This window comes from Microcoleus sp. FACHB-1515 (assembly GCF_014696105.1).
Taxonomy (GTDB): domain Bacteria; phylum Cyanobacteriota; class Cyanobacteriia; order Elainellales; family Elainellaceae; genus JAAUTJ01.
Map to the genome: position 1 here is coordinate 1 of NZ_JACJPO010000079.1, position 14053 is coordinate 14053.

Here is a 14053-nt window from a genome sequence, read left to right on the forward strand (position 1 = left end):
CAGCATTTGTTGCTCAGACAATTCAACAGCCAGTGCTTGAGGGGTCGGCATTGATCAGTTTTAGAGCGACAATGCCCTCATCTTAGCTGTATAACGACTTCCGCCACCCTGCAGTAGTCATCGGCTCCCGCATCGAGTCCGGCGACTCGATTTTCCGGCTGCCCTAGCGCGGTCAGCATCAGCACGGGTAGCGCCTTTTGGTGCAGTCGCAGTCGCTGACACAGTTCGAGTCCTGTCAGCTTGGGCAGCAGCCAATCGACGATCGCCACGCTGTAGTCTGTCCACTGGCTATCGAGACAGTTCCAGGCTTGAGCGCCATCCGTCACCCAGTCCACCACGTATTTTTCAGCGATTAACACCTGTTTGATCGCCAATCCTAAATCCGGTTCATCCTCAACCAGCAGAATTCGCATTGACCCAACTGTTCAACCACGAGCTTGATTTTACCGAAGCGGGCTGCATTTCACCTCGATTTCATCTGGCCTTTGGCAGACTGTGGAAGATTTTTGTTCCGCTTCGCAGTTTGGTGAGGAGATTAATCGCATGAAACGCAATGTAGGCTTCAGTTTGGTTTTGGCACTGGGTTTAGTTCTGGGTGCGCCCGCCGTTGGCATCGCTCATGTCGGGCATGGCGATGAATTTCAAGCTGAAGGGGGAATTAATCGAGTGGCGGTGAACGCCGAAACCGACCCGCTACTGGGGATTCTCGTCACTCCGATCGAGCCAGCCGCAGACGGTAGCGCTGCCGTGCTGATTCCTGTTACGGCACTGGTAGACGCCGACGGCAAGCAGCTAGTGTTTGTGCAGTATGAGAATTTTTATGAGCCAGTACCGATTACCACAGGCGCAACTCAGGGCGAACTGATCGAAGTGACGGAGGGGCTATCGGTGGGCGAAAAGCTGGTGACGCAGGGCGGTTTGTCGCTGTATGCCGAATCGCGCAAAACCCAAACGGCTGACGCTGCGGCCACTCCAGCCGATCAGACCGATGCCGCTGCTGCTCACGCGCAAGCGGACGCTCAAGGCGTTCCGCACAGTCATGATACGGCGGGCAATCTGGTGGAGTCGGGCGATCGCGCCAGTGATGCGGCGGCAGCGAATCAATCTCCGATCGGGATTTTAGCCGTCATGGGTGGCGGCGCGGCGCTACTGGTGGCGGGCGCGATCGCTCTCGCAGGTAGAAACCGCAAAAAGAAGAGCGTCTTTTCTAACAAGAGAGGCTTGTAATCTCCAATGTTCAACTCAATTTTGAATCAAACGCTCAAAACCTCGATCGCCCAGCGGTGGCTAATCGTGATTGGTGCGGTCTTCGTCACCCTCTGGGGAATTTTCAGCATGACCCAGATGCCGCTGGATGTGTTTCCCGAATTTGCCCCGCCCCAGGTTGATATTCATACCGAGGCGACTGGACTCGCCCCTGAAGAAGTCGAATCGCAAATTACCGTGCCGATCGAAAGCGTCGTTAACGGCTTGCCCGGAGTGACGACGGTGCGATCGTCTTCCAAAGTGGGACTGTCAATGGTCAGCGTCGTGTTTGACCAGGATGCCGACATTTACCGAGCGCGGCAGTCGGTGACGGAACGGCTTCAGCAAGTCACCAATCAGCTTCCCGAAGGCGTCCATCCGCCCGAAATTTCACCTTTGGCCTCGCCGCTGGGGACGATTTTGCAGTATGCCTTTACTGTCAATGAGCAGGGGCAAACCTCGCTGATGGAGTTGCGGCAACTGGTCGATCGCACCATCGGCAGCCAGATTTTGTCGGTTCCCGGAGTCACCGATCTCACGATTTACGGCGGCGACGAACGGCAAGAGCAGGTCTTGGTCGATCCGGCAAAACTGCGATCGCGCAACGTTTCCCTCACCGCAGTCACCGAGGCAGCCAGCGGCGCGAACTCGAATGCTCCAGGCGGCTTTTTGATTGGCGGCGGCCAAGAGTTGCTGGTGCGCGGTATCGGAGCGGTGCAGTCGATCGACGATTTGCGGCAGTCGGTCGTCAGCGTCCAGAACGGCGAACCGATCTTGCTGCAAGATGTCGCCGAGGTGCGAACTGGAGCCGCACTCAAGCGCGGCGATGCCAGCTTCAACGGGCAGCCCGCTGTTGTGATGATGGTGAATAAGCAGCCCGATGTGGATACGCCGACTGTGACCCAAGCCGTCGAAGCGGTGATGCAGTCTTTGCAGCCGACGTTTCCCGCCGATGTGCAGGTGGTGCAGACGTTTCGGCAGGCCAATTTTATTGATGCCGCCATTCGCAATGTCAGCAGTTCTCTGCTGGAAGGCATCCTGATTGTTTCGGTCGTGATGCTGCTGTTTCTAATGAATTGGCGGACTGCCCTGATTACCCTCAGCGCCATTCCCCTCTCCTTATTGATTGGGGTGATGTTGATGAAAGCCTTTGGGCTGGGCATCAACACGATGACGCTGGGCGGCTTGGTCGTCGCGCTGGGTGGCTTCGTAGATGACTCGATCGTCTACATGGAAAACTGCTACCGCAAGCTGAGAGAAAATCAGGCGCAAGGGCATTCGATTCCCGCCTTCAAAGTCGTCTTCGATGCGTTTGTCGAAGTGCGATTGGCAGTGGTGTTTTCCACCGTGATCATCATCGTGGTGTTTGCGCCGATTTTTAGCTTGACTGGAGTGGAAGGCAACATCTTTGCGCCGATGGGCTGGGCTTACCTGCTGTCGATCGCGGCTTCGCTGTTTGTGGCGATGACCCTGACACCCGCGCTGTGTGCGATTTTGCTGGCAAACCAACCGCTACCGCAAGAAAATACCGTTGTTTCTCGCTGGGCACAGCGGCTCTACCGTCCCCTACTCAACTTCTCACTGCGATCGCCCCAAATCATTTTGGGATTTGCCCTCGCTGCTCTTGTTGCCGCCTGTGCGATCGTTCCGTCTTTAGGACGAGTGTTTCTGCCCGAATTTCAGGAAAAGTCAATGGTCAACTCGATGGTGTTATTTCCGGGCGTTTCGCTCGATATGACCAATCGAGCCGGAATCGCCCTGGCGAATTCGCTCAAAGACAATCCGCTGTATGAATGGGTGCAGGTGCGATCGGGGCGCACTCCCGGCGATGCGGATGGAGCTGGAGTCAACATGGCGCACGTCGATGTGGAACTTAGCGATTTGGCACTCGAAGACCGCGAAGCCAGCGTGAAGCAGTTGCGCAAGGCATTCCTGAAGCTGCCCGGTGTGGCTCCGAATATTGGTGGGTTCATCTCGCACCGGATGGATGAAGTCCTCTCTGGGGTCAGAAGCGCGATCGCGGTGAAAATCTTTGGGCCAGATTTAGCTGAACTGCGGCGGATTGGCGAACAGGTGCGCGATGCGATCGCGCCGATTTCAGGCGTGGTCGATTTGCAGCTTGAGCCGCAACTGCCGATTCGTCAGGTGCAAATTCAATACGATCGATCGGCGGCGGCCACCTACGGACTGAGCATGGCGCAGCTATCAGACCTAGTGGAAACGGCGCTCAACGGTCGAGTCGTCTCACAGGTAGCTGAAAATCAGCAGCTTATTGATATTGCCGTCTCCTTACCCGAAACTGCCCGCAATAGCTTAGATGCGATTCGCGCCGTTCCCATCTCCACTCCGACCGGAGAAACCATTCCGCTCGGCACGGTTGCCAAAGTGGAGTATGGCATGGGCGCGAATGTCGTCAATCGCGAAGATGTTTCGCGGCTGATTGTGGTTTCCACAAACGTTGCAGAACGCGATCTCGGCGGCGTTGTCGGTGATATTCAAGCGCAAATTCGCCAAAACGTTCAACTGCCCAACGGCTACTTTATTCAGTACGGCGGCCAGTTTGAAGCCGAGCAAAATGCCACGAATAACCTGCTGGTGTTCAGCCTTCTGGCGGCGATCGTAATTGCCGTGTTGATGTTCTTTTCCGTCAAGTCGCTGCCCGCCACGATCGCCATTATGCTCAATCTGCCATTGGCACTGGTGGGCGGGATTGTCTCCATCCTGCTCAGTGGGGGTGTGATGTCGGTCGCCTCCCTGGTCGGCTTCATCACCCTCTTTGGCGTGGCCGTTCGCAATGGCCTGTTGCTCGTCGATAACTACAACCACAAGTTTGCTCAGGGAATGCCAGTCAAAGACGTAATTGTGAAAGGGTCGCTGGAACGCATTGATGCGATCTTGATGACCGCACTCACCTCGGCTTTGGGCACGCTGCCCCTCGTTCTAGCCAGTGGTTCTGGCAATGAAATTTTGCAGCCGCTGGCGATCGTCGTCTTGGGAGGGTTATTTACCTCGACGGCCTTAACGTTGCTGGTGATTCCTGCCCTCTATGCCAAGTTTGGCAAGTGGCTAATTCCACAACACAAAGCGAACGCCGTTGACCTGGATTTTCCGATCGATCCGACAATGCAACCTCGGTAAGCTCGAAGCGAAGCTTTAGCCTATTTACAACCCGCAGTGAGGGCGCGATCGATTGACCTAATCGAGTTTTGCGATCGCGCCGCCAGCTTGCGGTTGTCGCTGCCAGCAGCATCTGGCCTAGACCAGCAAATCCAAAGCCGCGCGAAAATCGGCAGTTCTGCCTCAAAGTTTCCGGTTTCAGCCGCCTCCACTAAACAGTTGATCCCCATCCATGCCAGATGCGTCACCACCAGGATGCGCTTGCGATCGAAGCGATCGGCGATCGCGCCTGCAAGATGAAGGCATCTTTCTACTATATGCCCCCTGGGGGGATAGGTGATCGGTGCGCGGTTGCAGAGAATCACCCTGTCACAACTGCATCCTCTGGCTCGTCTAATTTGAATCAAGCCATTTTCAACGGTGCAAGAGAGCCATGCCAGAGTTGACCATCGCCCTCAATCAGTTCGATGCAGTGTTGAGCCAGATTGTCCCAACCGTTGCGACTCGACTCCAGCCCGGTCTGAGTTGTACTGAAATTGACCAACAAACGGCTGCCTTCGCCTGGAGCTTGCCCTCCGACCTCTACGACTTGTATCAGTGGCACAATGGGCTATCTGGCAGGGCGGCGCAACTCAATTGGGCTGAGCAATTGCTGCGGCTGAAGGGAAAGTGGCATGGTGAATTGGCGGGGCGAGCAAACGAAATCCATGTGCGATTTGCCGATCGCCTCCTGGTTGCCAAGTTCCTTCCGCTCGAATATGCGCTAGCGGGGCATCGCCACCTCAAACTCGGTGGGTGTCTGCTAGATCTCTTGCCGATCGCAGTTTTGACGGATGGCAACACGACGATCTATTGCCTGATGCAATTGGCTGTGGAGCCGCCCACTTTATTTTGTGCCAATGGAACGAAGCTACCGCCGATGAAAATTACAGAAGCGTTTTTGGCGACTCAGCCCCAATTTGAGCTGAGTGATTTCATTGTCTGGCTGACGCGATGTGTTCAACAGGCGGCTTCACGTCCTACGGCGAATTTGGCTGATCAGACGCGAGGCGCGATCGATTGTGAAATTGATTCAGCTCAGTTTGCCCAATTTCGGCAATTTGGCCGCGAGAACACCGGGCAATAACGCCACAAAATGAGCGATGTCACAACAAAAGGTTGTGTTTCGTCTTTGCAGTAGATGTCCTAAATCAAGCACTCTGATGAACCTCCTCGAAGTTCAATCGAGCGTTCGAGTCGAACACTCGGTTTCTCGCGCCCTCAGCGCCGATTTTATCCAGACTTGGCAAGCGATTCATCCTCAAGCCCAGCATCAACGGCGAGATGTGGGTTGCCATCCACCTGCTCACCCGACCGCGTTGTGGACATTGGCAAATTACACTCATCCCGAAGCACGATCGCCCGCGATGACGACAGCGCTAGCCGACTCTGAGCAACTGATCGAGGAATTGCTGTGGGCGGATCGGTTGCTGCTGGGTGTGCCGATGTATAACTTCAGTGTGCCCTCTACTTTTAAGACCTATTTAGATCAGGTCGTGCGCGTCAATCGTACCTTTGCGTTCGATGCCACAACCCACACCTTTACAGGATTGGCAACCGGGAAAAAAGCCTTAGTAATCACGCCCAGTGCAGGTAATTTTGCGCCCGGCACGCCGTTGGGTCATCTCAATTTCTGTGAAACCTATGTGCGATCGATCCTGAGCTTCATTGGCATTGAAGCGGTTACGGTTGTCGCGGTGCCGAATCAGTTCATGCCGGATGAACGGCAGCAATACATCGACCGCGCCCGCACCAAACTGATCGAGTTGGCCGCAAGCTGGTAGTGTCTGATGAACCGATTTGCTCTGTTTGTGCAATATCGATCGCTTCTATTTGCGATTGCCTATCGAATGCTGGGCAGCGTCAGCGATGCTGAAGATATCGTGCAAGAAGCCTGGATACGCTGGCAGACTACCGATAGCACGGTGCGATCGCCAAAAGCCTTTCTATCCAAAATTGTGACGCGGCTGTGCATTGATCACCTGCGGTCTGCTCGCGTAAAGCGCGAACAATATGTCGGAACTTGGCTGCCCGAACCGCTCATGACGGAATCGTTCATCAACGACAGCGCAGAACTGGCAGAATCACTTTCCTTCGCATTTTTGCTGCTGCTAGAATGTTTGCCACCAACTGAAAGAGCCGTATTTCTCTTACGTGAAGTCTTCGATTACAGCTACGATGACGTTGCAATCACGGTTGGCAAAAGTGTTACAAACTGTCGCCAAATTGTCCATCGTGCCCGTCAACATCTTGAATTACGCAAACCTGCGATCGATCAAAGTTCTCAGGTGAAAGACGGTTTGATTGAACAATTTCTCGCGTATTGGCATGAAGGCGATGTGCAGGCACTTATGGTGCTGCTGGCTGAAGATGTCACCTTTTGGTCGGATGGCGGTGGCAAGGTTGTGGCTGCCCAAAAAATACTCTATGGCTGCCAAAAAGTTGCGCGTTTCTTGGTCGCAATTCAACGCAGCCGACTGACTCCGACATTGGTGACTCAGATGAGCGTCATCAATGGTCAGCCTGGAATCATTAATTCTGTCGATAACAAACTTCACAGCACTTTTAGCTTTGAGATTGGGGGCGATCGAATTGAGTCAATCTTTGCCGTCGTCAATCCAGAAAAGCTAAAAGCGGTCGGACGATCGCAAGTTTCAACCGCAGCCTTATCTCTACAATCTGATCGGGAGTCATGAATCTCGGTTCTCGATCGCGCCTTTCTATTTTGCTTTGGAGATGCTATCAAATGACAGCGACACTGGCTGGAAGACAGCTATCCGTCCTGCCTTGGAAAAACTTGTTCGTTAAATGACAACGCTCACTGTTGCAGACCGCTCGCTGACTGTACTTTTCGCCTGCGATCGCCAGCGCTGCTTAAAAATCCTCTTAGCAGTTTGCCAAGAGGACGATAAGCCAATGCTTGCTGTTTGCAAAAACCGAAAGGCGTCATTTTTTACTTGAGATCATCGAAATCGAGCATTTCTCGATCGCCCCTTGGCCTGTCTTTTCGGCTCAGCGTCAAGTAAACAATCAGGCTCACAATTAAACAAAGAAATAACATACTCGTTCCCACCGTGCCGTAGCCAAGTCCACCGTTCTCAGGAGGTTGCGACAGCAAATCGCCGATCGATGCGCCAAGTGGACGAGTCAAGATGTAGGCCAGCCAAAATGCCAGAATGCTATTGAGATGAAAGACGTAATAGCCGATCGCGATCGCTCCAATTGCCGCGCCAAATACCAATCCAGATTGTGCGTAACCCAGCCCTGACGCTTCTGCAAGCAGATCGCCTGCTGCTGTACCCAAGGCAAACGTCAACAAAATCGCTGCCCAGTAGAACAATTCTCTTTTGGCAGTACGAATCGAGTGCATCGCCAGCGTTCTTTCTCTTGAATACCAAATCGCAAAAACGATCGCCAAACCAATACTGAACCCAACTGTAGTCGTAACCAAGCTCACGCCAAAATCGTCTACCAGTTTATCTGTGATCAGTGTGCCAACAATACTGACTAATACGACGACCAGCCAGTAGTTTGCAGGAACGTAGCGTTTGAGCCGGAACTGATTGAGCAGCACAAGCAGCAACAGGCCGCTCATAATGTAGGCGGTAACGTTTAGACCCAAGTTGAGGGTTACTGCTAGAAAATCTGCCGCTGTTTCACCGACTGTAGTTGCCAAAATCTTGACCATCCAGAAGTAAACTGTCACCTCTGGCACTCTAATTAATGGCTTTGGAACGCTGCCTAAAGTTCTTTCCACGACATTTCTCCATTTTGGCTTTTCTCAAGATCTTCAAGTCATAAGCAGTGAAGCAGGTAGCTTGCAAAGACTGCGCTTTACACTTGAAAGTCTTTGAGTTTGGACTGATGATAGAGCGCAATTGTCAAGAACTCGGAAAGATGTCAGCAATGGGCTAGAAGCTAGTCGCTATCAGCTTATAGACAACTGTTGCAGGCGATCGCGCTTGATAAACGCTGTAAAATTCAGTGCTTGCTAGAAGTTTCTAGTTTTCGCGGCTCTTTCCAAGTTCTTGACCTTTGTTTTCTACAGTGAAACAGTCAACCGATTTAGAGGAAGTTCCACTTCATGAAAACATCAATTAAACTGTTTGTCGCTCTGGCTTTGTTTGGCACTGTTGGCACTAGCTTAGTTGCCCGCAATGCTACTGCGACTCAGACTCGATCGAACGCTGTGGTTTTGTCTGCTCAACCTCATTCGAGCCGCGATGTTAGCGATGGAGACGGTGAAATCAATCCGGCGATCGAGCCACCCGAAGCCGCGCAACTCGCTCAAGCCAAAACCAGTGATGGCGATGGCGAATTGCCAAACCAACAGGAAGAGCAGCAAGAAGACGCGCAGCTTCAGTCGCTTGCTCGCATCACTGCTAATCAAGCACAACAGGCAGCTACAGCGGTTCAACCGGGGTCTGTCGATCGCGTCACCTTGGACAACGAAGATGGCAACCTCGTTCACAAAGTGATGATTGCTCAAACCGAAATCACGGTTGATGCCGGGAATGGTCGAGTTCTGCAAACTGAGCAGGCAAACGCCGAGTCGGAACAGAATGATGCTCCTTTTCGCAGCAGCATTCAGGTTCCGAATGGTCAAGAGCGCGATCGAGAAATCAATGGTGGAGGTAGCACCCGCTAATCAATTCCCCGCTTACAGTTCTGATTCAACGATTAACTCATTGAGTTAGTCTGTCGATCGCGACTGTCTACAAGAAAACCTCGACTTGAACATTCAAGCGGGGTTTTCTCGATTGGAAGGAAGTAACAAAACAAATGGAATCTTTTCAAGTTCTTGACTATTTTTTCTTAGGGTAAAAGCACAGTAAAGCTGAGGATTTTGATTCATGCAGAAAGTAACAAAAGTGATTTTGGCAGTTAGCGCGGCTGGCACTTTAGCTGCCTTTGGTGTCGGCCAGTTTGTGTCGGCGCAGTCGCCTTCTCCTGTCACTGAAGCGATCGAGCAGGACGATCAAGACGAAACCGATGAGGATGAGGATGAAGATGATGCAACAGAACTTCAGCGCCTCGCCACCGTAACGCTGCTGCAAGCGGTGCAGACGGCAGAGCAATCGGCAAACGCTCCCGCCTTCAGCGCGGAACTGGAGCGAGAAAACAATCAGGTGATTTATGCGGTGATGGTAGGAGAACAAGAATTTTTGATTGATGCGAGCAATGGTCAGGTGATCGCCACCGAAACCGAACGGGAAGCAGCGATCGCGCTTCAGCCGCTTGCAACCATTAACGCTGCGACAAGCGGTGCAAACTGCCGAGACTTCAGCAAACGGTCGAGCCTACGAAGCTGAGCTAGAAACGGAGAATGGCGGCTTGGTTTATGCGATCGAGATTGACAGGCAAGAAATTGTCATTGATGCCGGAAATGGACGCATTCTTTACACAGAGGTTGAGGGACAGGAAGATTCTGAGCAGGCAGAGGCCAACCGTCCTCGCAGTAGCATTCAGGTTCCAGGGAGAAATTAACGCTCTGCATCGCGATTTGTCTTCATTCAACGACCCTTCTAGGAACGATCGATGAGCAATCGTTCTCCCTGAGCGTTTAATTTAGCGGGCAGTAGAACTTCAAATTGGAGCATTTCCAAGTTGATGAGTTCACTGCCCTGCTCATTGATTTATCTTGGTGATTTCGCTTAGAAATTACAACTTGATTAGATAATAGTTCTACGCTTCCAAACAGTATTTCTCGATCTAATTTTGACGAAGACAAAGGATATTTAAATAAATGCGAATTCTCTTGGTGGAAGATGACGATCGCATTGCTCGACCGCTTGCTGAAGATCTAAGACATCAGCATCATGTAGTTGAAGTGGTCGGCGATGGAATGATGGGATGGGATTATGCTCAAGCCGATTTCTACGATCTCATCTTGCTCGATTTAATGCTGCCTCGATTAGATGGCATAATGTTGTGTCAGCGGCTGCGGGCGGCGGGTTGTCGATCGCTCATTTTGATGCTGACGGCGCGAGACACCACCAGCGATAAGATTATTGGCCTCGATGCCGGAGCCGATGACTACCTGGTCAAACCGTTTGAGCTAGAGGAGCTTGCAGCCCACATTCGCGCTTTATCACGGCGCAGCGGCGATGTGCAGCAGTTGATTCTCAAGTATGGTGCTTTGCAGCTTGATCCGAGTACCCACACTGTTAGTTATGCTGAGCAGCCTTTAGTCGTGACACCAAAAGAATTCATGCTTTTAGAATGTTTTTTAAGAAACCCATCGCAGGTTTTCACGCGATCGATGCTGCTCGATAAGCTGTGGGAACTCGATCGCATCTCAGGCGAAGAAACGATTAAAACGCACATTACAAATCTGCGACGAAAGTTGAAGCTAGTAGGTGCTTCTGACCAAATGATTCAAACGGTGTATGGCGTTGGCTACCGCCTTGGCTCTGAGTAGTTTTCTGGAGGGAAATCATTTGTGTTTCAAAAAACTCAACGTCAACTGCTGTTATCGAACCTCGCCGTTCTATCGCTTATTTTGGCTTTGTTCACGATCGTGGTGCGTATTACTTTTACGCGCAGTTTGACACAGCAGCTTGCCGAACGACTGCAAGCATTAGGGCAAGGAGCAACCGCCAGCGTTGAAGTTGAAAACGGGCAGATTCGAGTCGAAGATGATTTTCCGGTTCAAGACTTGATTGCTCGCGATCAAGCATTTCAATGGTTTGATACGCAAGGTCGATCGATCGATCAGCAGGGAAAGGTGGTGCTAACGCTGCCTTTTTCTGCTGCTCAGACCGTGCAGATTCAGGCTGGACAGCCGCGCATTCAGGGCGTGACGCTACCTGTGATGGATAGCGATAGTGGTCGCTTGGTGGGCTATGTTCGAGTCAGTCAGTCGCTCGAAGATGTGGACAATACGCTGAAGCAGCTCGATTGGGGATTGGGGGGAGGTGTCGCGATCGCGCTGGTGTTCAGCAGCATCGGTGGTCTGTGGCTAACCCGGCAGGCCATGCAACCGATCGAACGCAGTTTTCGACAGCTTCAGCAGTTTACCGCCGACGCATCCCATGAGCTTCGCAGTCCATTGATGGCGATCAAAAGCAATGCCGCCGTTGCCTTGAAGTATCCAGAGGGCATTCGCGTTACGGATGCTGAGAAGTTTGAGGCAATCGCTAGTGCAACTGGGCAGGTTACGCGCCTGACTGAGGATTTACTGCTGCTTGCTCGCACCGATCAAGCTCCTCAGCCAGACTGGAATCAGGTCAACTTAACGGCACTCCTTGAAAATCTGGTGCAGCTTTATCAGCCTCAAGCGATCGAAAAATCAATTGACTTAAAGGCAAAAATCAGCGGTTCGTTGATGTTAATAGGAGACAAAGTTCAGCTAACACGCTTATTCACTAATTTAATTGATAATGCTCTACATTACACAGCGGCTAATGGAACAATTGAAATCAAAGCAACTCAAACGGAGACAACTGCCAAAATTGACGTTCAAGATACCGGAATTGGAATTGCACCTGAACAGCTTGATCACGTTTTCGATCGGTTTTGGCGAGCCGATCGATCACGCTCCTACTGGTCGGGCGGGTCAGGATTGGGTTTAGCGATCGCTCAAAATATCGCGCAGCTTCACAAGGGAAAAATTACCGTTTCTAGCCAGCCTGGAGTTGGAAGTTGTTTCACTGTTCATTTAAGGCTGACCCCGCTTTAGTTAGTTGAGATGATTGCGAAATCGATCCCAAGCTAATTCAATAAACTCGTTTGTTTTCAGCTAGCCTTGAGCCTGCTGACGATTTCGTAATTCAGCAGGTAGCTCTACATAACATTCTGGTGGTGATTTCGGTCCCAATAACGTCACGATCGTGTATGAATTGCCGTGACTGTAGAGAACAACTGCGGCTCGCTGAGGATTATTTTGGTCAAGCATTTGACGCACTTCAGCATCATCAATTCGACTACGTTGAATATAGTCGATATTACCACCATCCTTAATAGGCGTATACAGAATTGCTCCGGTTCCGCCTTTAAGGTAGCCCAGCCAAGCAAGACCCAAAATGCGATCGCGATGTTGTTTGAGATTTGCAATCACCTGCCGCTGCTTTGACCACTTAGAAGGTTGATTGCAAGAGCTTGAACCAAATCCTTTATTCATGCCATTTTTCCGAGCAAACTCTGCTAAAGCAGGTTAATAGAGTCTCAATCGAGAAATGCGGTAAATGCCGTTTTTTGATTCAACATTTTGAGGGCAACACTCTGTTAGAAGGCTAGATGTCCTTACCATACTCGCCAATTTAAGCAAGTTGAATTTGCTTGGATTTCCTGCGTCACTCGGCCTTGTGTTCTTTACAAGCTCTACTCTAGTGATAGAAAGTAAAGAACTTGAAAAGACGAATGAAATACAATGTTAATCTTGAGAACCAGCTTGCTGTTTAACTTGAGTAGTGCGATCGCCACCCAAAATCAACTACGAACTTTAGGTTTTTTGCGGCTCAATAAACCCGTCATGCTTAGCCCTGTGATGATTAAGCCGATCAGTCCCAATCCATCTAAAACTGGATAGATTGCTTCTAGTCCAAAGATTTCGCCGGAATGAATTTTGAGCAATAAATTAGAAGGAATTCCTAAGTTGATGAACCATTCGCGACTGATGGTGTATGCCATCCCTGTGAGTACAGTCAGCGCTAGCGGTAGCGCCAAAACAATAGCAAGAATGCGATGATATTTGCGAAAGGCGCGATTCATAAAATTTCCAAGTGGAACAGCACAGATTTGGGAAACGTGATGCCTTAGGCTGGCATCACCTCGATCGATTAGTTCGCAGCGCTATTCACGTTTGCCTCAAGTGACTGCAAGGCTGTAAGTAGCTTTCCGGAATCAGGCGACGTAGCTCGAAGCCCTTGATTCACTTCATCCATGCTGGCTTCGATCGCATCATAGGTATCTTGAGACTTCGCCTTGACGCCATCTTCAACTTGCGACCAGCTATTCTCAAACTTGCCGAATTCTGTCTGTGCTTTTGTGAAATCTCCGCCCTGTACTGCCGATCGCGTGTTGGTAATGACCAATCGCAGTCCTTCAAAACCTGCCTGGTTGGTTTGCTCTTGCGGGGCAGAATTTGCTGGTGTTTGTGCTGACTGTTCGGCGCGATTGCAGCCTGCAAGAGTTAGCAAACTGACTGCTCCAACGACGAGCAAAATGTGAAAACAACGCATGAATAGTTCCTGTGAAACGAACAAAACGATTCGCGATCGATCTTCAAATTCACTTTGAGTCGATCGCAAGCAGCTTGTTTTTCTGCCTATTCACAAGTTAGGACACACCTGGTAAAGAACTCGGAAAGAAACTCGACTCAAACGCCACTGAATTAGGCAGTTGGCAATTCAACCTGAAAGCAGCTTCCTTTTCCGATTCGGCTGCTGACTGTAATTTCGCCACCGTGCGCTTGAGCAATCGTTTGAGCGATCGCTAATCCCAACCCTGCACCGCCTGCGCGTCGCGATCGAGCTTGATCGGCTCGGGTGCATCCCAGTCTTGTAAGTCTCAGGATGAGAGCTGCCCGTTGAGGTAGGCACAACGGTGTAGCAGCACTTGCGGCACATTTTCCGCGCTCCATTGTGCCCCGGTCAGTTTGATTCTTGCGCCAATCTGCTTGACGGTCGATTCAATCGTGCCCGAACCAATC

At 51.2% G+C, this 14053-nt stretch carries 15 protein-coding genes and 3 pseudogenes; 10 read left to right on the forward strand and 8 right to left on the reverse strand.

Features of this window, described 5'->3' with window-relative positions; all coding sequences use genetic code 11:
• Positions 1-80: 80 nt before the first annotated feature.
• Positions 81-413: pseudogene (locus tag H6F67_RS26265) on the reverse strand (response regulator); the annotation flags it as partial.
• 130 nt (positions 414-543) lie between these two features.
• Between H6F67_RS26265 and H6F67_RS26270 the strand changes: the two are divergent.
• Both H6F67_RS26270 and H6F67_RS26275 read left to right on the forward strand, forming a co-directional pair.
• Positions 544-1227, forward strand: a complete 684-nt coding sequence (locus H6F67_RS26270) for a cobalt transporter (RefSeq protein ID WP_190769619.1) — start codon at positions 544-546, stop codon at positions 1225-1227.
• 6 nt (positions 1228-1233) lie between these two features.
• Positions 1234-4383: an efflux RND transporter permease subunit gene (locus tag H6F67_RS26275; RefSeq protein WP_190769620.1), complete on the forward strand. Its 3150-nt coding sequence runs from the start codon at positions 1234-1236 to the stop codon at positions 4381-4383.
• Positions 4384-4403: 20 nt separating this feature from the next.
• On the opposite strand, the gene H6F67_RS26280 is transcribed toward H6F67_RS26275, so the two are convergent.
• The gene (locus H6F67_RS26280) at positions 4404-4727 is read right to left on the reverse strand and encodes a hypothetical protein (protein ID WP_190769621.1); all 324 of its coding nucleotides are present in this window, start codon (positions 4725-4727) and stop codon (positions 4404-4406) included.
• 68 nt (positions 4728-4795) lie between these two features.
• Here H6F67_RS26280 and H6F67_RS26285 point away from each other — a divergent pair, with 68 nt between their 5' ends.
• From H6F67_RS26285 to H6F67_RS26295, 3 genes are all read left to right on the forward strand, one after another.
• Complete coding sequence (locus tag H6F67_RS26285) at positions 4796-5488, forward strand: hypothetical protein (RefSeq protein ID WP_190769622.1); 693 nt, start codon at positions 4796-4798, stop codon at positions 5486-5488.
• A gap of 76 nt (positions 5489-5564) precedes the next feature.
• Positions 5565-6185: an FMN-dependent NADH-azoreductase gene (locus H6F67_RS26290; protein ID WP_190769623.1), complete on the forward strand. Its 621-nt coding sequence runs from the start codon at positions 5565-5567 to the stop codon at positions 6183-6185.
• A 6-nt stretch (positions 6186-6191) separates the two neighbouring features.
• Complete coding sequence (locus H6F67_RS26295) at positions 6192-7097, forward strand: RNA polymerase sigma-70 factor (protein ID WP_190769624.1); 906 nt, start codon at positions 6192-6194, stop codon at positions 7095-7097.
• Between the two features lie 257 nt (positions 7098-7354).
• On the opposite strand, the gene H6F67_RS26300 is transcribed toward H6F67_RS26295, so the two are convergent.
• Positions 7355-8158, reverse strand: coding sequence for a hypothetical protein (locus tag H6F67_RS26300; RefSeq protein ID WP_199304649.1), 804 nt, complete (start codon positions 8156-8158; stop codon positions 7355-7357).
• Positions 8159-8485: 327 nt separating this feature from the next.
• Here H6F67_RS26300 and H6F67_RS26305 point away from each other — a divergent pair, with 327 nt between their 5' ends.
• From H6F67_RS26305 to H6F67_RS26325, 5 genes are all read left to right on the forward strand, one after another.
• Positions 8486-9049: a PepSY domain-containing protein gene (locus tag H6F67_RS26305; RefSeq protein ID WP_190769625.1), complete on the forward strand. Its 564-nt coding sequence runs from the start codon at positions 8486-8488 to the stop codon at positions 9047-9049.
• A gap of 205 nt (positions 9050-9254) precedes the next feature.
• Positions 9255-9713 carry a PepSY domain-containing protein gene (locus H6F67_RS26310; RefSeq protein ID WP_190769626.1) on the forward strand — a complete coding sequence of 153 codons (459 nt, stop codon included), beginning with the start codon at positions 9255-9257 and terminating at the stop codon, positions 9711-9713.
• The gene (locus tag H6F67_RS26315; protein WP_190769627.1) at positions 9667-9888 is read left to right on the forward strand and encodes a PepSY domain-containing protein; all 222 of its coding nucleotides are present in this window, start codon (positions 9667-9669) and stop codon (positions 9886-9888) included. Before H6F67_RS26310 ends, H6F67_RS26315 begins: the two co-directional genes overlap by 47 nt.
• Positions 9889-10147: 259 nt before the next feature.
• Positions 10148-10822, forward strand: a complete 675-nt coding sequence (locus H6F67_RS26320) for a response regulator transcription factor (RefSeq protein WP_190769628.1) — start codon at positions 10148-10150, stop codon at positions 10820-10822.
• 21 nt (positions 10823-10843) lie between these two features.
• Positions 10844-12082 (forward strand): cell wall metabolism sensor histidine kinase WalK, encoded by a 1239-nt coding sequence (locus H6F67_RS26325; protein WP_190769629.1) that lies wholly within the window; start codon positions 10844-10846, stop codon positions 12080-12082.
• 60 nt (positions 12083-12142) lie between these two features.
• On the opposite strand, the gene H6F67_RS26330 is transcribed toward H6F67_RS26325, so the two are convergent.
• The 5 genes and pseudogenes from H6F67_RS26330 to H6F67_RS27960 form a co-directional block, all read right to left on the reverse strand.
• On the reverse strand, positions 12143-12523 hold the full coding sequence (locus tag H6F67_RS26330) for a hypothetical protein (RefSeq protein ID WP_190769630.1): 381 nt from the start codon (positions 12521-12523) through the stop codon (positions 12143-12145).
• Between the two features lie 308 nt (positions 12524-12831).
• Positions 12832-13113, reverse strand: a complete 282-nt coding sequence (locus tag H6F67_RS26335) for a peptidase (RefSeq protein ID WP_190769631.1) — start codon at positions 13111-13113, stop codon at positions 12832-12834.
• Positions 13114-13181: 68 nt separating this feature from the next.
• The gene (locus tag H6F67_RS26340; RefSeq protein WP_190769632.1) at positions 13182-13583 is read right to left on the reverse strand and encodes a DUF4363 domain-containing protein; all 402 of its coding nucleotides are present in this window, start codon (positions 13581-13583) and stop codon (positions 13182-13184) included.
• Positions 13584-13735: 152 nt separating this feature from the next.
• Positions 13736-13888, reverse strand: a pseudogene (locus H6F67_RS27955) (ATP-binding protein); the annotation flags it as partial.
• A 23-nt stretch (positions 13889-13911) separates the two neighbouring features.
• A pseudogene (locus H6F67_RS27960) lies at positions 13912-14053 on the reverse strand (ISKra4 family transposase); the annotation flags it as partial.

Bases quoted from the DNA above. Each gene is read 5' to 3' on its own strand.
- H6F67_RS26305 (WP_190769625.1), top strand. From the start codon at position 8,486: ATGAAAACATCAATTAAACTGTTTGTCGCTCTGGCTTTGTTTGGCACT.
- H6F67_RS26335 (WP_190769631.1), bottom strand. From the start codon at position 13,113: ATGAATCGCGCCTTTCGCAAATATCATCGCATTCTTGCTATTGTTTTG.
- H6F67_RS26295 (WP_190769624.1), top strand. From the start codon at position 6,192: ATGAACCGATTTGCTCTGTTTGTGCAATATCGATCGCTTCTATTTGCG.
- H6F67_RS26270 (WP_190769619.1), top strand. From the start codon at position 544: ATGAAACGCAATGTAGGCTTCAGTTTGGTTTTGGCACTGGGTTTAGTT.
- H6F67_RS26285 (WP_190769622.1), top strand. From the start codon at position 4,796: ATGCCAGAGTTGACCATCGCCCTCAATCAGTTCGATGCAGTGTTGAGC.
- H6F67_RS26320 (WP_190769628.1), top strand. From the start codon at position 10,148: ATGCGAATTCTCTTGGTGGAAGATGACGATCGCATTGCTCGACCGCTT.
- H6F67_RS26330 (WP_190769630.1), bottom strand. From the start codon at position 12,523: ATGAATAAAGGATTTGGTTCAAGCTCTTGCAATCAACCTTCTAAGTGG.
- H6F67_RS26275 (WP_190769620.1), top strand. From the start codon at position 1,234: ATGTTCAACTCAATTTTGAATCAAACGCTCAAAACCTCGATCGCCCAG.
- H6F67_RS26340 (WP_190769632.1), bottom strand. From the start codon at position 13,583: ATGCGTTGTTTTCACATTTTGCTCGTCGTTGGAGCAGTCAGTTTGCTA.
- H6F67_RS26310 (WP_190769626.1), top strand. From the start codon at position 9,255: ATGCAGAAAGTAACAAAAGTGATTTTGGCAGTTAGCGCGGCTGGCACT.
- H6F67_RS26290 (WP_190769623.1), top strand. From the start codon at position 5,565: ATGAACCTCCTCGAAGTTCAATCGAGCGTTCGAGTCGAACACTCGGTT.